General features: G+C 63.8%; 15 protein-coding genes and 1 tRNA gene. 6 read left to right on the top strand and 10 right to left on the bottom strand.

Features of this window, described 5'->3' with window-relative positions:
- Positions 1 to 45 precede the first annotated feature (45 nt).
- Positions 46 to 465, top strand: coding sequence for a response regulator (locus tag NCHOL11_RS01480; RefSeq protein WP_255254677.1), 420 nt, complete (start codon positions 46 to 48; stop codon positions 463 to 465).
- Positions 466 to 543: 78 nt separating this feature from the next.
- On the opposite strand, the gene NCHOL11_RS01475 is transcribed toward NCHOL11_RS01480, so the two are convergent.
- Both NCHOL11_RS01475 and dnaN read right to left on the bottom strand, forming a co-directional pair.
- Positions 544 to 3144, bottom strand: coding sequence for an EAL domain-containing protein (locus tag NCHOL11_RS01475; protein WP_097090739.1), 2601 nt, complete (start codon positions 3142 to 3144; stop codon positions 544 to 546).
- A gap of 170 nt (positions 3145 to 3314) precedes the next feature.
- Positions 3315 to 4427 (bottom strand): DNA polymerase III subunit beta, encoded by a 1113-nt coding sequence (gene dnaN, locus NCHOL11_RS01470; RefSeq protein WP_097090738.1) that lies wholly within the window; start codon positions 4425 to 4427, stop codon positions 3315 to 3317.
- 168 nt (positions 4428 to 4595) lie between these two features.
- Between dnaN and NCHOL11_RS01465 the strand changes: the two genes are divergently transcribed.
- Both NCHOL11_RS01465 and rlmN read left to right on the top strand, forming a co-directional pair.
- On the top strand, positions 4596 to 5066 hold the full coding sequence (locus NCHOL11_RS01465) for a hypothetical protein (RefSeq protein WP_097092652.1): 471 nt from the start codon (positions 4596 to 4598) through the stop codon (positions 5064 to 5066).
- Between the two features lie 35 nt (positions 5067 to 5101).
- On the top strand, positions 5102 to 6373 hold the full coding sequence (gene rlmN / locus NCHOL11_RS01460) for a 23S rRNA (adenine(2503)-C(2))-methyltransferase RlmN (protein WP_441339461.1): 1272 nt from the start codon (positions 5102 to 5104) through the stop codon (positions 6371 to 6373).
- 9 nt (positions 6374 to 6382) lie between these two features.
- On the opposite strand, the gene NCHOL11_RS01455 is transcribed toward rlmN, so the two are convergent.
- The 4 genes from NCHOL11_RS01455 to creD form a co-directional block, all read right to left on the bottom strand.
- Positions 6383 to 6850, bottom strand: coding sequence for an MgtC/SapB family protein (locus NCHOL11_RS01455; protein WP_217991035.1), 468 nt, complete (start codon positions 6848 to 6850; stop codon positions 6383 to 6385).
- A 46-nt stretch (positions 6851 to 6896) separates the two neighbouring features.
- Positions 6897 to 7787, bottom strand: coding sequence for an NAD(P)H-hydrate dehydratase (locus NCHOL11_RS01450; protein ID WP_176502158.1), 891 nt, complete (start codon positions 7785 to 7787; stop codon positions 6897 to 6899).
- Positions 7784 to 8551 carry a histidine phosphatase family protein gene (locus NCHOL11_RS01445; RefSeq protein ID WP_097090736.1) on the bottom strand — a complete coding sequence of 256 codons (768 nt, stop codon included), beginning with the start codon at positions 8549 to 8551 and terminating at the stop codon, positions 7784 to 7786. The genes NCHOL11_RS01450 and NCHOL11_RS01445 overlap by 4 nt, the downstream gene beginning before the upstream one ends.
- 132 nt (positions 8552 to 8683) lie before the next feature.
- Entirely contained in the window at positions 8684 to 10084 is a 1401-nt protein-coding gene (gene creD / locus NCHOL11_RS01440; RefSeq protein WP_255254676.1) for a cell envelope integrity protein CreD, read from the bottom strand.
- Positions 10085 to 10271: 187 nt separating this feature from the next.
- Here creD and NCHOL11_RS01435 point away from each other — a divergent pair, with 187 nt between their 5' ends.
- Complete coding sequence (locus tag NCHOL11_RS01435) at positions 10272 to 11336, top strand: class I SAM-dependent methyltransferase (RefSeq protein WP_236575053.1); 1065 nt, start codon at positions 10272 to 10274, stop codon at positions 11334 to 11336.
- Between the two features lie 24 nt (positions 11337 to 11360).
- Here the strand turns inward: NCHOL11_RS01435 and NCHOL11_RS01430 are convergent, their stop codons facing one another.
- From NCHOL11_RS01430 to recJ, 3 genes are all read right to left on the bottom strand, one after another.
- A complete protein-coding gene (locus NCHOL11_RS01430) occupies positions 11361 to 11720 on the bottom strand; it encodes a DUF2200 domain-containing protein (protein ID WP_097090734.1) in 360 nt (119 codons plus the stop codon).
- 124 nt (positions 11721 to 11844) lie between these two features.
- Positions 11845 to 11919, bottom strand: a tRNA-Glu gene (locus tag NCHOL11_RS01425).
- Positions 11920 to 12020: 101 nt separating this feature from the next.
- A complete protein-coding gene (gene recJ / locus NCHOL11_RS01420) occupies positions 12021 to 13787 on the bottom strand; it encodes a single-stranded-DNA-specific exonuclease RecJ (protein WP_097090733.1) in 1767 nt (588 codons plus the stop codon).
- A gap of 132 nt (positions 13788 to 13919) precedes the next feature.
- Between recJ and NCHOL11_RS01415 the strand changes: the two genes are divergently transcribed.
- A complete protein-coding gene (locus tag NCHOL11_RS01415; RefSeq protein WP_097092648.1) occupies positions 13920 to 16034 on the top strand; it encodes an autotransporter assembly complex protein TamA in 2115 nt (704 codons plus the stop codon).
- Positions 16034 to 20248, top strand: coding sequence for a translocation/assembly module TamB domain-containing protein (locus NCHOL11_RS01410; RefSeq protein WP_097090732.1), 4215 nt, complete (start codon positions 16034 to 16036; stop codon positions 20246 to 20248). The genes NCHOL11_RS01415 and NCHOL11_RS01410 overlap by 1 nt, the downstream gene beginning before the upstream one ends.
- Here NCHOL11_RS01410 and NCHOL11_RS01405 read toward each other — a convergent pair.
- Positions 20242 to 20703, bottom strand: a complete 462-nt coding sequence (locus NCHOL11_RS01405) for a GFA family protein (RefSeq protein WP_097090731.1) — start codon at positions 20701 to 20703, stop codon at positions 20242 to 20244. The genes NCHOL11_RS01410 and NCHOL11_RS01405 overlap by 7 nt on opposite strands.
- Positions 20704 to 20850: the final 147 nt, after the last annotated feature.

Genomic DNA, 20850 nt, shown 5'->3' with positions numbered 1-20850 from the left:
TTCTCCGTCCGTTATGATCCATGAAAACATGGGTCGGAGGAATATATGGCAAAGCCGATACGGATCATGGTGGTCGACGATTCGCTCACCATCCGCGCAATGATCGAAACGCTGCTGGAGCGCGATTGCCGGTTCGATGTCGTAGGCGTCGCCCGCAATGGCGAAGAAGCGATCGACCTTATCCGCATGGAAAAGCCCGACGTGGTGACGCTGGATGTCGCCATGCCGGGCCGGGATGGCCTCAGCATCCTCGATGAGATCATGGAGATCGATCCCTGCCCCGTCATCATGCTCTCCAGCCTGATGCGTGACGGAGCGCCGATCATGGCCGAAGCGCTCGACCGGGGCGCTGCCGCCTGCTTCAACAAGGCCATGATCGCTCGCGAGGCCGGGCGGTTCATCACCCTGATCAGGGACGTGGCCCGCGGCATGGTTCAGGCGGAGCGGACAGCGATCGCCGCCTGAACAGTTATCAGTTCAGCACAATATGGGAGCCGCGATCGCCGGCTCCTTTTTTGTGCGCGGTCGCAAAGCTGTGCGGGATCAGGATGCCAGTGATCGAGGCAGGGCGCACGCAGCGGCGATATCGATGGCGCTGGCGAACTCCACGCCCATTCGATCGTCGCGGGACCAGCGGACGACCGCATGGACGCTGTGCACGTCGCTGAACTCGACAGTCAGGTCCATGCCTGAAGGCACGTTCCAAAGACCTTCGATCATCGCGCCAGTGGCCGAAATATTGCGGATGCGCCCGGTATAGGCATGGCCGTCGGCATGTACCGCAACCGTGCGCAGCATGGTCTTGCGCTCAGGACGGCTGGACTGGAACCCTTCCACCAGCGCGACCGTGCCATGAACGCGGTGCCGGGCCAGCACATCGCTGGCGCCGAGCGGGCGGCCATAGACATAGCCTTGTATATGGCTACAGCCCAGATTGCGGATGAGCGCGAGTTCGTCCTGCGTTTCCGCTCCCTCGGCAGTCGTGTCCATGCCCAGCGCCTCCGCCAGGCTGACGATGGCCTTGATGATTGCGCTGTTCCGGCTGCCGGTCATCACCGCCCCGCGAACGAAGCTCTGGTCGATCTTGATCTTGTCGAACGGCGCTTTCTTCAGATAGCCGAGCGAGGAGTAGCCGGTCCCGAAGTCATCCAGCGCCAGCCTGATGCCGATCCCTTTGAGCCGGGAAAACATCGCATCGGTGCCTTCATCATCGTTCAGGAAGACGCTTTCGGTGATCTCCAACTCCAGCCGCTGGGGCGCGAGTTGCGCGGCGGCAAGTGCGTTCATGACGGTCGCAGGCAGGCCGGGATTGGCGAACTGGATGGGCGAGACATTGACCGCGACGCGAATATCCTCTTCCCACTGGGCTGCATCATGGCAGGCGGTGCGGAGCACCCACTCGCCCAGCGATCCAATAAGGCCGGTATCTTCCGCGATCGGCACGAAAATGGACGGGGATATCTCCCCGCGCACCGGATGGATCCAGCGCAGCAATGCCTCGTAGCCGGTAACCCGCTCCGTCTTGGAGGACACGACGGGTTGATAGACAAGGTGCAGCCCGTCCGAAGCGAGGGCGTGACGCAGATCCTCCTCCAGTTGCCGCCGTCCTTCTGCATCGGCATGCATTTCCGATGAATAGAAGCGATGAACGCCCCGCCCGTCACCCTTGGCGGCATAGAGCGCCAGGTCGGCATTGCGGATCAGCGCATCGGCCGTCTCGCCATCCTGCGGACAGCAGGAAATGCCGACGGACACCCCGATGACGACGACTTTGCCTTCGATCGTGTAGGGCTGCGAAAGCGTGCTGATGATCGTCTTGGCAAGTTGGGACAGAAGCGCGCGATCCTGTCCGCCCGGCAGCAGCACCTTGAACTCGTCGCCCCCCTGCCGCCCGACGAGCCCGCGATTACCGACCACGCGCTGGAGCCTCTGGCTGACCTGCCGCAGCAGTGCGTCACCGGCTGGATGGCCAAGCGTATCATTTACCGTCTTGAATCGATCCAGATCCAGCATGAGCAATGCGCAATCGCCCGGTTGTCCGCGCGCGCCAGCGACGGCATCTTCCAACGACTGCAGCATCTGCACGCGATTGGCGAGCCCGGTGAGCGAATCGAACTGGGCGAGCCGCTGCACCTCGGCCTGGCTCCGGCGCATTTCCGTAAGGTCGGTCCCGCTTCCCCGGAAGCCATGGAACTGGCCATATTCATTGAAGACCGGCTGGCCGGAGATCGACCACCAGCGCTCGTCGCGCGTTGCCGCCGCCCGCACATGAACGTCCGAAAACCCGGTCCGCGCTGAAAGATGGAACCCCAGGGTGCGTTCACCCCCGCCATTTTGATGATCACCAGCCGATACGATGTCGGTGATCGGCCGCCCGACAAGGTCATCCTCGGGAACATTGAGCGTCCGGGCCAAGGGTTGTGAAAGATAGGTCAGGCAGCCCTGCCGATCCGTTTCCCAGAACCAGCCCTGCCCCGATTGCTCATATTCCTGCAACAGCCGGTCGGATCGTTGGGCACGCAGATCCTGCTGATGCCGGGTAACGGCGCGCTCAAGGTCAACGGTCGCCTGGCGGACAGCAGCGATCAGCATGACGGCAATGCAGCTCAGCAACAGGCCGATCTGGGCAAAGCCTGCGCCTTGAACGGCTGACACGATCAGCGTTCCAAGAAAATAACTGACGCCCAATAACCGCCGGTCGCCGAACACGGATATGGCGATCAGCGCCATCGCGACTTCGGCCGCGAGGGAAAATGACAAGGGTCCGGCAAAACGCGCCGGTCCCAGCAACATGCTGAATGTCACGCTCGACAACAGGACGGCGGGCAGCATCAACCATTTCTGCACATGCGGTCTTTGGTTGTGAAACCGCTCGGCGCGCGGCCCGACGATCAGCACGCCGTCGATCAGCAGCATGAACAGCAATGTCAGGATGGAGTAGATGCTGCCAAGCGGCACATGCAGCAGCGCGACGGTGCACAGCTTGCCCAGCAGGATCAGCGGCCAAAGCCGCGCGATGTGGGAAAAGGCGCCGGATATCCAGAAAGCCGACGCCTCGGTCCCGCCCTCGGCAAGGCCCAGCGCCACCGCAAGATCAGCGGGCCGGGACAGGGAATCATTCAGCCTGATGCGCGAAGGGGCCATGGGCCGTGCGTAACGCACAGATGTTGAAAGAAACTTACCCGGTTATGCCAAAAGGCATAATGGCTCGGTGCGGGTACAGAAAACCAGCGATGGGAGCGGAAAAAAGAAAGATGCTGAACATCGCCAGCATCTTTCCAAACCCTGATCATTATACTCAGCCGAGCCTACGTTCAGACGCGCATGGGCATCAGCACGTAGAGCGCCGGGCTCCGGTCATTTTCACGGATGAGCGTCGGGGCTGCCGCGTCCGCCAGGTGCAGCTCGACCGTCTCGCTGTCGATCTGGCCCAGAATGTCCAGCAGGTAGCGGGCGTTGAAACCGATATCGAAACCCTCGCCTTGGAATGCGCCCGGCACTTCTTCCGCCGCCGTGCCGTTTTCCGGGCTGGTCACTGACAGGGTGATCTTGTCCCGATCAAGCGTCATCTTGACTGCACGGGTCTTTTCCGTCGCGATCGTCGCGACGCGGTCCACGCCTTCCTCGAAGCTGCGGGGATCGATCTTGAGCAGCTTGTCATTGGCGGTCGGGATGACGCGGCTATAATCCGGGAAGGTCCCGTCGATCAGCTTGCTGGTGAGGATCGCGCTGCCCAGGCCGAAGCGGATCTTGCTTGCGGACAGGGTGATCTGGACCGACCCTTCCACCTCATCCAGAAGCTTGCGCAGTTCGCCGATGCACTTGCGGGGGATGATGATGCCCGGCATCCCATCGGCGCCGTCGGGACGGGGCACGGTGACGCGGGCAAGGCGATGGCCGTCGGTCGCAGCGGCCTTCAGAACCGGCTGGCCTTCGTCCGACACATGGAAATAAATTCCGTTCAGATAATAGCGCGTTTCTTCGGTCGAGATAGCGAAGCGCGTCTTGTCGATGATCTGCTTCAACGTCTCTGCGGGCAGCTCGAAGCTGGTGGGCAGATCGCCTTCCGCGATCACGGGGAAGTCGTCGCGCGGCAGGGTCGACAGGTTGAAACGGGCTCGGCCCGCCTGGATCAGCATCTTGCCCTCGGCCGCGTGCAGCGAAACCTGGCTGCCTTCCGGCAGCTTGCGGGCGATGTCGAACAATGTGTGGGCGCTGATGGTGGTCGCGCCGGGCTGCTCCACCTGCGCGGAAACGCTCTCGACGATCTGGAGATCGAGGTCGGTCGCCATCAGCTTGATCGCGCCGTCGGCGGACGCTTCGATCAGCACGTTGGACAGGATCGGAATCGTATTGCGCCGTTCAACCACCGACTGGACGTGGCTGAGGCTCTTGAGGAGCGTGGCGCGTTCGATTGTGGCCTTCATGTCCCTGTTTGTCCGTTTCTTTTCTGCGCAAAGCCCGAATGCGGTCGAATCCGGGCGACAATGATGGATGATCCTTCATAACCACTGTTGCGGCGGCGGCAAGCGCCTGCTGATCGTTTCGTGACGGCAAGGGTTGCAAAAGGGTACATGATGGGCTTTGCCAGCTTCATGAAGCGCCTCTGGCTCCTCCCGTTGCTGATCTCGACGCCTGCGGCTGCGCGGGATTCTCTGGGAATGTTCGAAGCCTGGGGGGCATTCCGCGATCCGGCAGCGCCGCGCTGCTACGCCATAGCCAAACCAGTGAGCCGCGCAGGCAGCGGGTTTGCAGCGGTCGGCAACTGGCCCCGCCAACGCGTGCGCGGACAGGTGCATTTCCGGCTGAGCCGGGTGCGGGCCGATGGCGCTTCCGTCATCCTGAATGTCGGTGAGCGGCGCTTCCCGCTGGTCGCGGGCCAGGCTGACGCGTGGGCGCCCGATCCCCGCTCCGACGCCGCCATCATTGCGGCCATGCGCTCGGCAGGCAGCATGAGCGTGCAGACCCAAGGCGCGAATGGGCGAGCCTTTGCCGACACCTACACGCTGCGCGGCGCTGCCACGGCGATCGACGCGGCGGCATTGGGGTGCGCCCGGCTGCGCTGATAGACGCTCCCTTTATAAATACGCAAAAATCCGCTATGGGCGCTGCCATGCATTCATCCGCCAGCCCCCTGATGCCGATTCCCGGCGCTATTGACCCTGTGCCCGTGCCGCGCGCGGTGACGCCGCGTGAAGATGGACGCACTGACCTCATGGGCCTGTCGCGCCCGCAGATCAAAGGCGCGCTGGAGGAAGCAGGGCTCGACGCCAAGCAGGCGAAGCTCCGCTCCAAGCAGCTGTTCCACTGGCTCTATCATCGCGGCGAGACCGATTTCGACGCCATGACCGATCTTGCCAAGCCCATGCGCGGCTGGATGGCCGAGCGCTTCGTCGTTGGCCGCCCTCAGGTGGTGGAAGCCCAGGTGTCGAGCGACGGCACCCGCAAATGGCTGCTCCGGTCGGACGATGGCCAGGATTATGAAATGGTGTTCATCCCCGACGCCGATCGGGGAACGCTCTGCGTCTCCAGCCAGGTGGGCTGCACGCTCAACTGCCGTTTCTGCCATACCGGCACGATGCGGCTGGTGCGCAATCTGACGCCGGGCGAAATCGTCGGGCAGGTGATGCTGGCCCGCGACGCGCTGGGCGAATGGCCAAAGGGCAGCATGGCGTCGGCCAATGACGACGAAGCCGACGACGCGTCGCAATATACGACCGATGGCCGCATGCTGACCAACATCGTGATGATGGGAATGGGCGAGCCGCTCTACAATTTCGACCATGTCCGCGACGCGCTAAAGGTCGTCATGGACGGCGATGGCCTGGCGCTGTCGAAGCGCCGCATCACCCTCTCGACCTCCGGCGTGGTGCCGATGATGGCGCGCGCTGGTGAAGAGATCGGCGTCAACCTCGCCGTGTCGCTCCACGCCGTGACCAAGGATGTGCGCGACGAACTGGTGCCGCTCAACAAGAAGTTCGGCATCGAACAGCTGCTTCAGGCCTGTGCCGACTATCCCAGCGCCAACAATGCCCGCCGCATCACCTTCGAATATGTGATGATCAAGGACAAGAATGACAGCGACGAGGATGCGCGCGAACTGGTGCGGCTGCTGCGTCACTACAAGCTCCCAGCCAAGGTCAACCTGATCCCGTTCAATCCCTGGCCGGGCACGGACTATGAATGTTCGACGCCCGAGCGGATCAAGCGCTTTTCCGACATCGTGTTCGAAGGCGGCATCTCCGCTCCGGTGCGCACGCCGCGGGGCCGGGACATCATGGCCGCCTGCGGGCAGCTGAAATCCGCCAGCGAGAAGAAGAGCCGCGCTGAGCTCGATAGGTTAGCGGCCGAAAAGCAAGCGGCGCTCGGTTGAGCCCTCGCCTCAGCGCGGCGGGCTGGGCTCGCTGATGGTCTCTTCCGCGTCCCGTTCATTCTCATCGGGCTTCAACGGCGCCATGACCCAGAAGGTCAGCAGAGTGAAGCCCGTGAGGACCACCGCCACATCATAGGTGCCAAGCCCCGCCGCAACGCCGATCGCGCCTGTGATCCACAGGCTTGCGGCAGTTGCGGTGCCCTTCACGGCATGCCTTTGCTGCAGGATCGCGCCGCCACCCAGGAATCCGATGCCTGCGATCACGCCTTCCAACACGCGGGCAAGCGCCTCCACTTCCTGCGCCATTAAGCCCTCGACCGTCTGGACCAAGCCACAGCTGGCGACGGCCACTAGCGGGAAGGTCCGCAACCCGGCGCTGCGTTCCGCCCGCTCCCGGTTCCAGCCGATCGGAAGCGCCAGACAATAGGCAATCACGATCGGAACCAGATGCGGCAGGACCGAAAATGTGTCTCTCATTTCGACTAAACGCACGAACATGAATTCGGATGCGCAACGAACATCGCTAGCTGCTGCCGGGTTCCTCCAGCAAACGGGGGATCAAGGGCAACAGTTCGCGGGCGAGGAAGCCGATCGGTCCCATCGTGCCGGCCAGCTCGCGCCCTGCCCGCCCATGAAGCCAGCTTGCCCAGGCAGCGGCGCGGAAAGGGTTGGCTCCACGCGCTGCCAGACCACCAGCAATGCCCGCGAGCACGTCACCCGATCCTCCTGTGGCAAGTCCGACGCAACCGCCCTCATGCAGCAGGCAGGCGCCATCCGGAGCCGCAATCACGCTGCGGTCCCCTTTCAGGATCACCACGGCCTGAAAATCCTGCGCAACCTGCGACGCGATCCCAACCGGGTCGGCTGTGATGGCTTCAGCGCTCTCGTCCGTCAGGATCGCCATCTCCCCATGATGCGGCGTCAGGATGATATGCCCCTCATGCGCTGCGATCGTGGACCGTAAATCGCGCGCCGATGTCATTGCCGCCGCATCGAGGACGATGGTCACGGGTGGCTCCGTCGCAGCCAGAATATCGGCGACCAACTGATCCGTCCCGGCACTCACATTCATACCTGGTCCCAGGACCAGCGAATCGCAGCGGGCAAGCTGCGGCTTCAGCACGGCGGCCGCGCCGACGGCGATCTCACCATCCTCCTGCGCGGGAAGGGCGATCACCGCCGCTTCGGGAACCAGCACGCCCAGTGACATGGCGGCCGACCGGACCGTCGCCATCTGCAGCTTGCCTGCCCCCGCCCGGAGCGCGGCTTCGCCCGTCAGCCGAAGGGCGCCAGGCACGAACTCCGCCCCACCGACCACCAGCACACGGCCGCGCTCATTCTTGTCTGAATCGCTGTCCACAACCGGCAACGGGTTCGCCTTCAGCCAGGCGGTATCCAGGGTCTCCGGCATCATCCCCGCGCTCCTGCAATGGCATCGGGTTCGCGCGTGACCGGTGTCGCTTCTTCTTCCATCGGCGCGGTCACATTATAACGGCGAAGCACCAGCCCGCCATTGCGGCCATGCGAGGGGTCATAGACATAGTCGCTGATCGCACAATTGGCGACGTCTCCCGCCTGATCGATCGCCAAAATCTCCGCTTCATCAAGGCCTTCGATGATGTAGCGCAGGCACAGCACGACGACCTGATGCGTGAAGATCATCACCCGGCGCCCGGCATAGTGCAACGATATGGTATCCATCACCGACCGTAGGCGCAGGATCACGTCGCACCAACTTTCCCCGCCGGGTGGCCGATGGTAGAATTTCCCGAGCATCCGGCGAAACTCATATTGCTCCGCCTCAAGGTTACGGATGCCAGACGTCGTCAGCCCGTCCAATATTCCGAATTCCTTTTCCCGCAGCCGCTCGTCGAAGCAGATCGGCTCGTCCGCCCGCGCTCCGCCTGCTTCACGAAAGACCTGCGCAGTCTGAAATGCACGCAGATAGGGAGAGGATAGCAGAACCTCCGGCCGATGATCCTCCGCCTCGCTTGCAAACCAGTGGCCCAACGCCTGCGCCTGTTCACGGCCCAACTCACTTAAGGGGACATCCGCGTCGCGCACCGACAAGGCTATGCGATCGGATTGCGCTTCCGTCGCCTCATCGCGCGCGACATTTCCGGCGCTCTGGCCATGACGAACGATGATGAGCTGGCTTGGCCAATGAAGTGACGCCACGGATGTCCCTGCCTTTCATGCCGCGTTGCTGAGGCATGAAGAACGGTCGCGCCAAGGCTTTGATCCCGACGCAGGCGCGCGAGGGAGGCATGGCGAGCCAACCCTGAAGCAGCCATGCCCCATCCACCCGGTCTACGCGCGGGATTGCGCTTCCCCGGATTTCCGCTGCCCGACATTGCTCCATTCAACATTGCGCGTGGCGTACATGACGCTTGCCAGCGCGATCAGCAGCAGCACCGAACCGATGAGCAGCGACCATGCCTCCAGGTTGAGCAGCACGAACAGCAAGGCATAGAGCCCCACCAGCAGCGCCCCGATGAACCGGCCGCGCCGCCAGCTTCCCAGCACGGCGGCGCTATAGGCGGACAACAGGCCAATGATCGCCGCCGCCCCCAGAATATAGGCTGCGGTGAAGCCGATGACCTCTGCAAAGGCAAGCAACAGGGCGAAGAAGAGCACCAGCGCCGCCCCCGTCAGCAGATATTCCGCCGCAGCCACGCGCGCGCCGCCGACAATGTCGAACAGCAGGAAGGCGAGGAAAGTGAAGCCTATGAACAGGAAGCCATATTTGACCGACCTGTCCACCTTGGAATAAAGATCGACCGGTTCGATCAGGCCGACCGTCACCGCGCGGGAATTGCCGCCGATGACTTCGGCTGGCCTCGCCGCAACCGTAGTGTCGGCAGCCGCCACCATGGCATAGCCCGCGCTGCCATCCAGCAGCGGAGGCCCCAATTCCTGCATCGCGACGGGAGGCTGGCCCAGCGCCAGCTTGTCGATCTGGTAACGGGCCGAAAAGCCGCCATCCGAAATCTCCCGCTTCTCGGGCAGGAAGGCGCCTCCAAAGCTCGGGCTCGGCCATGTCGAAGAGATCTGCCAGAAGGTCTTGCCGCCCCTTGGCACCAGGCTCAGCGACCGGCTGCCGCGCAGGCCGAAATCATATGCCACGGTCAGTCTGCCCTCGCCCGCCCAGGGGAGAAAGGCGAAGAAACCCTGCCCTCCGGTAGCGCCGGGACCTTTGCCGGGCTGAACGGCCAAAGCCTTGCCACCGGCAGACAGCGACCCACCGCTGGTCAATCCCCGCGCATCCGATGCGCCCATCCGCAATTCCGCCCGCTCCCATAAAAGGCGATCGGCGGTGATGCCGAAACGTGGCAGGTCTTGCGGCAAAGCAAATTGCGCGGTTCCCTTTATACGTGCGTCGTAGAGCACACTGCGGTAGATCGACTTGCGCCGCTCTTCCGGACGGACGGTGGTCGTGACTATATTCTCGACCGGCGAAATATAGAGCAGCTTTTCGGTCTCGACAGTGCGCGACACCCGCTGGCCGTCAACCTGCTCTTCCTGCACCTGAGTGGTACGGAACGGAACGACAATGACAGGTCCCGCAATGATCTGTGGCCCGCCCCAACCAGCATTGATGGCGTCCTGCGCCGTCTGCGATTGGCTCTGCCGGTCCCATACCAGAGCATAGATCAGCATCAGCGGCACGATGAGGGACAGCGCTACCAGCGCCGCGAACAGCAGCTTCATGCCGGGCGACCGCGTTGGCCGCATGTCTTCAGCCGAGCCTGTAACCAACCGCCGCTCCTGTCGAATATTGTCCTGCTTACTGTCTATTCCTCGCGACGGCAGCGTCAATCATCACGTGCCGCGTGTCCGTTAATCTGATAAGGTCGCCCACGAGAAATGCCGAGAGTCGAACTGTTTCGAGGAGGGCATGATGCAGACGTCAATCGACGAAGCGAAACTTCACAATTTTGTCGGAAAAATGCTGAACGACCTTGGCGGCGCGATCAGCGTGCCGACGGTGCGCGTCGGCTTCAGGCTAGGCCTGTTTGACGCGCTCGCGCAGGGCGCAGCGACATCGGCGGACCTCGCACAACGAGCAGGCGGCCTGCATGAGCGTTATGTGCGGGAATGGGCAATGGCCCAGGCCGCCAATGGCTTCATCGACTTCGATCCTGGCTCAGGCATGTTCAGCGTCTCGCCAGAGCAGGCGATGGTTTTCGTGAACCCCGACAGCCCCGTCTATCTGGCTGGCGCCTTCGAAATGGTCGCCGCCATGATAGAGGCGGAGCCCAAGGTCGAAGAATGTTTCCGCAACGGCAAGGGCGTCAGATGGGGAGACCATGCGGGCTGCCTGTTCTGCGCGACCGGCGCATTCTTCCGGCCCGGCTATGTCAACAACATCGTGCAGAGCTGGATACCCGCGATGGACGGCATGGAGGCAAAGCTGCGGTCCGGCGCGAAGGTCGCCGATGTCGGCTGCGGCGTCGGCTTCTCCACCTTGCTGATGGCGCAGGCCTATCCCGAAAGTCACTTCACCGGCTATGATTTCCACGAACCATCGATCGAGGACGCACGGCGTCATGCGCAAGAACATGGCCTCAGCGATCGGGTGCGGTTCGAAGTAGCAGCGGCCAAGGACATTGCCGAGAAGGACTTCGACTTCATCACCATGTATGACTGTCTGCACGATATGGGCGACCCCAAGGGATGCGCGGCACACATGCGCCGCATCCTGACACCGGGCGGCAGCTGGATGATCGTCGAGCCGATTGCAGGCGACAGGCCGGAAGACAATCTCAATCCCGTTGGGCGGCTCTACTACAACGCGTCCACCATGATCTGCGTGCCCACGTCGCTCGACCAGGAGGTCGGCGAAGGCCTGGGCGCGCAAGCAGGCGAAGCTCGTCTGGCGGCAGTCATCGCCACCGGCGGCTTCCAGTCGGTCGAAAGAGTCGCGGAAGGGCCATTCAACATGGTGCTTCAAGCGCGTTGAAGGGCAGGAACTGGCCGAAGCCGCTCAGCTGGCATCGGCGCGCAGGATCTTCTCCATCGGCTTGCCCTTGGCGAGTTCGTCGATCAATTTGTCCAGATAGCGGATTTCTTGCATGAGGGGCTCATCGACCTCTTCGACGCGGACGCCGCAGACCACGCCGGTTATAAGCCGCCGCGCGGGGTTCAGTTTGGGCGCCTCGGCAAAGAAGCGTTCGAAACTGACATTGGCCGCCAGCTGCTCCTCAAGCGTTTCTTGGCTGTGTCCGGTCAACCAACGGAAGATCTGATCGACCTCGCTTCTGGTGCGGCCCTTCTTCTCGACCTTGCTGACGTAGAGGGGGTAGACGCTCGCAACGCTGACCGAGTAGATGCGATGCTTCGCCATGATCCCTCCTGCGCAGACCCGAAATGCCTTAGCAGCTTTCGCGCAAAAGGATGATGGGGAAACTGATCCCCAGCTTCAGGGGAACTTATCTCGGTGGAGATGAAAAAACCCAGCAGATGCTGGGTGGTGACCCCTACGGGAATCGAACCCGTGTTTCAGCCGTGAAAGGGCCGCGTCCTAACCGCTAGACGAAGGGGCCACACTGCAGAACCGCTCTGGCAGTGCTGCGAAGCGAGGGCGGCTTTAGGGGGGGAGCTTGCGCCGGTCAACCCCCTTTGGGCCTAGAAAATCATCTCTTCTTCAATCGGCCCAGGCGGCGTCTTCCAGATGCAGCTCGGCTGCCGGGCGGCTACCCCAATCGTCGATCTTGGCGCGCCCTGCGACCCACAGGCGGCGATCGCGCGGTGCGCCCAGGATCGCTTGGCCCAGCTCGCTTTCGGCCTGGCGGAACGCGATGGTCTTGATCGAACGGCCATCATCGCCAGCCATCACGGCGCGCAAATGCCCGTTGCCGACCACATCCGCCTTGATGACCCGCATCGGCCCCGCCGCCACCAGCGGGGCAGGCCAGCCAGCGCCATAGGGCCCACCCGCCTCGATCGCGGCCACAAAGTCGGGATTGACCCCCGCAGGCGCGAGCACAGCATCTATGAGCAATGCGCGGTCATCGCGCGCACGGGCCACGGCAGGTCCAAGCCTTTCGTCCAGGAAGTCGGCCAGCGCGTCCACCTTGTCCGAAGCGACCGTCAATCCCGCCGCCATGGCATGGCCGCCCCCGGCGACCAGCAACCCGCTGTCCTTCGCTGCCAGCACGGCCGCCCCCAGGTCCACGCCCGATATGGACCGCCCGGATCCCTTGCCGGTACCCGCGTCGTCGATCGCAACCACGATCGCAGGCCGCCCGGCCTTTTCCTTGATGCGTCCGGCAACGATGCCGATCACGCCGGGGTGCCAACCTGGCCCCGCGATCACCGCAACCGCTCGGTTGCCCTGCGCGGCGAGCAATTCCTCGGCCTCGGCCTGCACCGCCGCTTCGATCGCGCGCCGCTCTTCATTGAACTGGTCGAGCTCGGCCGCGATGCTCGCTGCTTCCAACGGGTCTTCGGTTGTCAGCAGCCGCACGCCAAGGTCGGCTTTGCCGACCCGGCCGCCGGCATTGATGCGCGGGCCGAGCGCGAAGCCAAGATCATGACATAGCGGGGCCCGGCTGAGGCGGCTGGCGTCGATCAGTGCCGAGATGCCGATGTTGCGGCGCTTGGCCATGATCTTGAGGCCCTGCGCGACAAAGGCGCGGTTCAGCCCCTTGAGCTGCGCCACGTCCGCGACGGTGCCAAGCGCCACGATATCGAGCAACTCCATCAGCGCAGGCTCGGCCCGCTGCGCGAACCAGCCGCGCCGCCGCAGCACGCGGATCAGCGCCGCGCCGAGGAGGAAGGCGACGCCGACCGCCGCCAAATGACCATGAGCCGCCGCTTCCTCGACCTCGTCAAGCCGGTTCGGGTTCACCAGCGCGAACGCTTCGGGAAGCGCTGCGGCGCATTTATGGTGATCCACCACCACGACATCGACGCCGACCGCCTTCGCCATGGCGAGCGCCTCGAACGCCTGAGCGCCGCAATCGACGGTGACGATCAACGTCGCCCCTTCCCCGGCCAGCCGCACCAGCGCCTCGCCAGACGGGCCATAGCCTTCCATCAACCGATCCGGGATGTAAGGCCGCGCGGACAGGCCAAGATCGCGCAGCAGCCGGATCAGCAAGGCCGCGCTGGTCGCGCCATCCACGTCATAGTCACCGAAAATCCGCACATGTTCGCCGCTCTGCACCGCATCCGCCAGCCGCTCGGCCGCGCTGTCCATGTCGCGGAACAGGCTGGGGTCAGGCATGAAATGACGGATGGTGGGATTGCGATGCGCATCCACCGCCTCGCGCGGACAGCCTCGGGCGAGCAACAGCTGTGTGACGAGGTCGTCGGGCAGATAGCCGGGCTCGCGAGCATCCGCGCCCGCACCCCGCCAGCGCCACGGTTGTCCAAGGATGGAGCGGGATACATTCAGCGCGACAGTCATTTATCAGTCCCTAAACCGGCCAAGCCCTTGAGGGAAGCGGTTCGCGGACAGCGGCGGAACCGAATCGATGTCCTGCGCGTATTCCCAAGCCGCGCGCGGGTGCGGCGGATCGAAAGGGGCGGCGAAGTTTACATGAGTTCAGGGCAGGCGAAACGCGTCCGGCATGCCTTGGGCGTTTTGATGATTGCGGCGTCACCTCTTCCGCTACAGGCCCAGACTTCCAGCGGCGCTTCCACCGGCACGGTTGCGCCGGAACAGGAGCCGCCGATCCTGCCCGACGAGGAATTCGAGGCGCGCCTCCCCAAGGCTGGTGAGAGTGACACGGCGAACCCCTCCGCTCCGCTCCCGTCGATCGACAGCTGGATCGACCAGCAAATGCCGCAGGCCAGCGCGCCCGTCGAACTTCCCCCGGCTACTGAACCCGCAGCGGAAGCAGAGCTCGCACAGCCCCTCCCCCCGCTCGACAGCGTCACCGTGCCTGCCCAGGTGGCAAGCGATAGCCCCAATGAGAAAACGCCGGAAATCCGCTATGCTGTCGAGATTGACGGCTTCGGCAGGACCGGCCTTGAAGATGAGTTCCGGGGCGAGTCAGCGCTGATCGATGGGAAGGGACGCGCCGACACAGCCGCCATGGTGCAGGCCCGCGCGCATGAGGATGAAGCCCTCGCCGTGCGGCTGCTCTATTCGGAAGGCTATTATGACGCGACCGCCCTGGCCTCGCTCGACCAGACCGGCAATGGCACGCTGAAGGCAGTCTTGTCCGTCACGCCGGGCAAGCGGTACAAGATCGGTGACATCGTGATCAACGCCGGGCCTACGGTGCCGCCCGGGCTCGTCCGCGACAGCCTGCCGCTCAAGACCGGCGACTATATCGTTGCCGCCGATGTGGAAAGCGCGGAAGCCAATGTCGGCGTGAGGCTCCCCGAAAATGGCTATCCCTTCGCCAAGGTCGGCGAACGGGACATATTGCTCGATCCGGCGACGATCACGGGCGACTATACGCTGCCCGTCGATGTCGGCCCGCGCGGGTCGTTCCGGGGCATCACCACCTCCGGCGCCAAGCAAGCCTTTGGCGCCGACCATATGAAGGTCATCAGCCGCTTCAAACCCGGCGAGCTATATGACAGCCGCAAGGTCGACGACCTGCGCCGCGCCCTCGTCGCGACAGGCCTTTTCTCCAGCATCGCGGTCGATCCGGTGCGCACGAGCGAGCCCGGCCCCGACGGCACCGAATATGTCGATCTGCATGTCGATCAGGAAGCAGGACCGCCGCGCACCCTGGCGGGCGAGCTTGGCTATGGCACGGGACAGGGCTTCCGCGCCGAGGGCACATGGACGCATCGCAACCTCTTCCCACCGGAAGGCGCGCTGATCGCGAAGGTCATCGCGGGCACGCAGGAACAGGGCGTCTCGGGCACCTTCCGCCGCTCGAACGCGGGCAAGCGGGACAAGACCTTCCAGGCTGGCGCCCTGCTCAACCATCAAAATTACGATGCCTACGAAGCCTTCACCGCGGGCCTCAACATCAGCTGGTCGCGCCAATCGACGCCGATTTTCCAGAAGCGCTGGACCTATACCTATGGCGCGGAAATCCTGCTGTCCAACGAACAGACGACGATCGATCCGGCAACGGCGGAAAAGCGGCGACTGACCTATTTCATCGGCTCGCTGCCGCTGCAGGTCGGCTATGACCGCTCAAATGACCTGCTCAATCCGACCAAGGGCTTTCGCGCCAATCTGCGCCTTTCGCCCGAGGCATCATTGCAGGGTAATGTGTCGCCCTATGTGCGCGGCACCTTCGACCTTAGCGGCTATTATCCCGTTTCCGATGCGCTGGTGATCGCGGCGCGGACGCGGCTCGGCACGATCAGCGGCGCTGCCCGCGACCAGATTGCGCCCTCGCGCCGGATCTATGCTGGTGGGGGCGGGTCGGTGCGCGGCTTTGGCTATCAGGAATTGGGCCCCAAAGACGTCAATGACGACCCGATCGGCGGGCGGTCCGTCAACGAGTTCGCCGTCGAGGGCCGCTATCGCTTCGGCAATTATGGCGTCGTCGCCTTCGTTGACGCGGGCCAGGTCTATGAAAGCGCCATCCCGAAATTCTCGGACATTCGCTATGGCGTAGGCTTGGGCGGCCGCTTCTATACCGACTTCGGCCCGTTCCGGGCGGACATAGCCATGCCGATCAATCGGCAGCCCGGCGAATCCAAATTCACTCTCTATATCGGCATTGGACAGGCTTTCTGATGGCCGAAGATACGCCTCCACCCGCTCCCGAAAGCCAAACCGTGATCATCCGGGAAGGTCGGCCGTTGTGGCAGAAGATCGTGCTCGGCATTGCCGGTCTGATCCTTGGCCTGGTCGTCCTCGCCGCCGGGTTGCTGCTCTTCCTCAACACGCAGCCGGGCAAGAAATTCCTGATCCGCCAGATCGCGGCGCTGAAGCTGGAATCCGGCATGGCTATCGAGGTCGGCCGCATCGAAGGATCGGTCTATAGCGACATGGTCATCCACGACCTCGTCCTGCGTGATCCCAAGGGGCCATTCGCCGTATCGCCACGCGTTCATGTCGTTTGGAGCCCCTTCCGCTATCTCAACAACCATATCTCCGTCCGCGTGCTGGAAAGCCCGCTTGTCGTGCTGGCCCGCAGCCCACAGTTCAACGTCACGCAAAGCGATCCAAACGCCCCGATCCTTCCCGACCTCGACATTGACGTCGATCGGCTGAAGATCGCCAAATTCGTGCTGGCGAAGCCGGTGATCGGCCAGAAGCGCGAGATCGCCATTGACGGCGTCACCCACATTGCCGATGGACGCGCGCAGCTTAGCGCCAATGCCGTGGTCGATAGCGGCGATCGGCTCCAGGCATGGCTCGACGCGGTGCCCGAACAGAACCGCCTGGCCATGAAGGGCACGCTGACCGCGCCCAAGGGCGGCGTGATCGCAAAGATGAGTGGGCTCACCGATGGCCTCACCGCGACGCTGGACGGGCGTGGTACCTGGCAGGCGTGGAACGGCCGGATCGTCGCCAACTCGCCCAAGGGCGAGCTTGCGAACATTGCCCTCGCCGCGCGCGACGGTAATTTCACGGCCAAGGGTCCGGTACGCCCCGGCCTCGTCTTTGCCGGAACCGTTGACCGGCTGACCGCTCCAGCCCTCGATGTCGATCTCTTCGCCGGGCTTAACGAGCGGCGCGTGAACCTTAAAGGATCACTCCGCTCAAACGCGCTCGCCGCGACGGCGCAGGGCCTCATCGACCTCGGCAAAAGCCAGTTCAGCGGGCTCAAGATCGACGCCGCACTGCTGACGCCCGGCGCGATCATGGAAAAGGTGCGCGGCAGGGATGTGCGCGCTTCGATCATCCTCGACGGCCCCATGGCGACGCCCTTCATAAACTATGATCTGACCGCCGCGATGCTCGCCTTCGACCAGACCGGCATCGAAGGGCTGAAGGCCAGCGGCCGGGCAGTGATCGATACCGATCGCATCGGCATCCCGGTAAACGCGACCGCGCGGCGCGTCACCGGCCTCAATGCAGCAGCAGGCGGGTTGCTCCAGAATCTGCGGGTAAAGGGCGACTTCGCTTATTCCGCAGGCAAGCTGATCAGCGACAATCTGAAGATCGACAGCGATCGGGTGGACGCCACCGCCATCGTCCTTGCCGACCTCGACAACGCCATTTACCGAGGCGCGCTCAAGGGCCGGGTGAACGATTACAAGATCGACGGCGTCGGCATTGTCAACCTCAACACCGATGTGGAGTTGGTGCCGGGCCCCAAGGGCGGCTGGGGCCTTGCGGGCAAGTTCGGCGTCCGCACCGCGCGCTGGGAAAATGCGTCGGTGCGCGATTTCCTTGGCGGCAATGCCGTCATGTCGGGCCGCATCGGCATGACGCCGGAAGGCAAGTTCACCCTTGCCGGCCTCAGAGGCGCGGCACCCAATTTCCGCATTCATTCCGGGTCAGGCAGCTACGACACCAATGGCGCGGTCACTTTTGACGCGTCCGCGACGTCCAACCAATATGGCCCGCTTGCGCTCACTGTTCGCGGCACGATGGAACGGCCGCAAGCTATCCTGCGCGCGGCCCGGCCCAATGTCGGCGTGCAGCTGTCCGACGTCGTTGCAAAGCTCAATGGCGAAGCAGGCGGCTATCGGCTGGAAGCGACTGGCGGCTCCGCCTATGGCCCCTTCTTCGCAAATGTGCTGATCCGCACGGGGCGTGGGCCGCTTACGATCGACATCACGCGCGCACGTTTCGCGGGCGTAGACATGAATGGCCGCCTTCAGCAGACCGCCGCCGGACCTTTCGCCGGACGGCTGGCCATGAACGGCTCGGGGATCAACGGCATGGCGCGGCTCGCGGCCGTGGGCAAGGCACAGGGCATCGCGGTGAACGCCACCGCCAGCAACGCTCGCCTTCCCGGCGAAGCCGATGTGGTGATCGGCCGCGCCATAGTGGCTGCGGACATCGTGTTCGCCGACCAGCCGCGCATCACCGCCGATGTGCAGATGGCGAACGCGGCCTATGGCGACTATGTCGTGCGCAAGGGGCGGGCGCGCATCAATTATCAGGGCGGGCGCGGACGCGCGCAGCTTGTTGCGGATGGATCGACGGGCGTGCCCTTCTCCGTCGCCATGAATGCGGCGCTTCGCCCCAATCTCTACGCCGTCGCCCTGGAAGGCAAGGCCAGCAACATCCCCTTCCGCTTCGCCCAACCCGCGATCATCCGCGTCGAACCGCAGGGCTACCGGCTCGAACCCGCGACGCTTGTCTTGCCGCAAGGAAGGGTTGATCTTGCCGGACGGTTCGGCGGACAGACCGCCCTTCAGGCCCGGTTCAAGGATTTCGACCTCGCCATCATGAACATCGCCAGCCCCGGCCTCGGCATCAGTGGCAAGGCGACGGGCGCGATCGATTTCAACCAGAGCGGCAACGCCTTCCCCACCGCCACCACCCGCATCGCGATCAATGATTTCCGCCGCTCAAGCCTGTCCGCCGTGTCCGATCCCGTATCCATGGCGATCGAGGGCCGCCTGTCAGGGCGCGGCGGCGATTTGCGCGGCCTCATCCGGCGCGGCAATGCGCCGCTCGGTCGCTTCATCGCCACGCTCGCGCCTCCTGGCCCCGGAGCCAGCTGGACGCAGCAACTCCAATCGGCGCCGCTCGGTGGCGGCATCAGCTACGCCGGCCCGGCCGATGTGCTCTTCTCCTTCGCCGGGCTCGCGGACCAGCAGCTGACCGGCCCGATCGCCGTCGCCGCGGACTTCAGCGGCCGCCTAACCGCGCCGCGGCTCAACGGCCTCGTCCGCGCCAACGCGCTGACCTATGAAAATGAGACGTTCGGCACGCGCCTGACGCAGATGCGCCTTGATGGCCGCTTTACTAACGATCGGCTGGAGATACGCGACTTTTCCGGTCGGGCGGGCGACGGCACCGTGCAGGCAAGCGGCTCGGTGGGGCTCGCCGCCGAAAGCGGCTATCCCATGAACATCGCCGTCAAGCTGGACCGCGCCCGCATCGCGCGGAGCGAAGCCATCACCAGCGTCGTGACCGGCAACATCAACGTCACGAATAGCGCGGCGAATGGCGGGTTGATCAAGGGCGACCTGTGGCTCCCCGAAACCCGTTACCGCATCGCCTGGCAGGGCGGCGCGGAAATCCGCCAGCTTCAGGGCGTCCGTCGGAAGGGTGAAGGCACCGACCTGCTCGACCAGCGCGTCGCGTCCCGCCAAGCGGCGGCGAAGCCCGCCGACTGGAAGCTCGACATCCGCGTGCGTGCCGACAATGAGATCTACTTGACCGGCATGGGGCTCGATTCCGAATGGAAGACCAACATGCGGGTCACGGGCACAACAAAGGCCCCGCGCGTCGTCGGCAAGATCGAGGTGATACGTGGCCGCTACAGCTTCTCAGGGCATCAGTTCGACCTTGAACAGGGAATCATTACCTTCAACGGGCCGATGATGAACCCGGTGCTGGCGATCCGCGCCGAAACCCGGATCAACACGGTGACCGCAGGCATTGCAGTCGGCGGCACGGCGCAGCGGCCCGACATCAGCTTCATCTCGACGCCCACCCTGCCGCAGGACGAGATATTGGCGCGCATCCTGTTCGGCGACAATGTCGCGAACCTGTCCGCCACGCAGGCGATCCAGCTTGCCGCCGCGCTCAACGGGCTGCGCGGTGGCGGTGGCGGCCTCAATCCGATGGGCAAGCTGCAGAACGCGTCGGGCGTCGACCGCATCGGCATCGTCGGCGGGGACGATGCCACCGGGCGCGGCACGTCGCTGGCAGTCGGGCAGCGCATCTCCAACAATATCTATGTGGAGGTGATCACCGACCCCAAGGGCTTCACCGCCACGCAGCTGGAAATCTCGTTGTCAAAGACGCTGAGCCTGCTGTCGAAGACCGGCACCAACGCCGGATCATCGGCAAATCTGCGCTATTCGAAGGATTATTGAAGCCGCTCCGCGCGGTAGCGGGCGATCAGCCCCTCATATTCATCCATGCCGGGGAAGCGCTCAAAGCTGACCGCCGCCCTGGTTTGCGCCCAGGCCAGCTTCTCCGCTGTCTGCGTTTCCATCCATGGCGCGAACCAGCTGGCATCGTCCAGCATCGTCGCGCGGACATTGACGAAGCCCATGTCGGCGGCAGGCCTGGTGAAGACCCAGCTCTTGCACCAGCCGCAATGATGATGGTGCACATCCTCGCCATGCATCCCGCCGATCACGGTATCACCCGCGATCAGTGCAAAGCCGCTCGACGGCATAATGATCGTGGTGGAAAAAGCGCTACCCGTCATCTTCTGGCACCCGGTGCAATGGCACGCCGCCTCACCCCATGGCGCTTCGCTCAACTGGAAACGCACCCGGCCGCACCGGCAACCGCCATCGATGGGGAAATCGGGGATAGGCATGAGGCTTCTCCTGTTAAAGCGGAATGCGTTTACTCTGTATCACGTAGCTCGTTCGGGCTGAGCTTGTCGAAGCCCTCTCCTTCCTAAGAAGGTAGAGCCCTTCGACAAGCTCAGGGCGAACGGTGCTAAGAGGTGGCGCTGATTTAA

This window comes from Novosphingobium sp. Chol11 (genome assembly GCF_900218065.1).
Lineage (GTDB): Bacteria > Pseudomonadota > Alphaproteobacteria > Sphingomonadales > Sphingomonadaceae > Sphingobium > Sphingobium agri.
The sequence above is the reverse complement of the archived record's forward strand: the minus strand, read 5'-3'. Positions and strand labels throughout refer to the sequence as shown.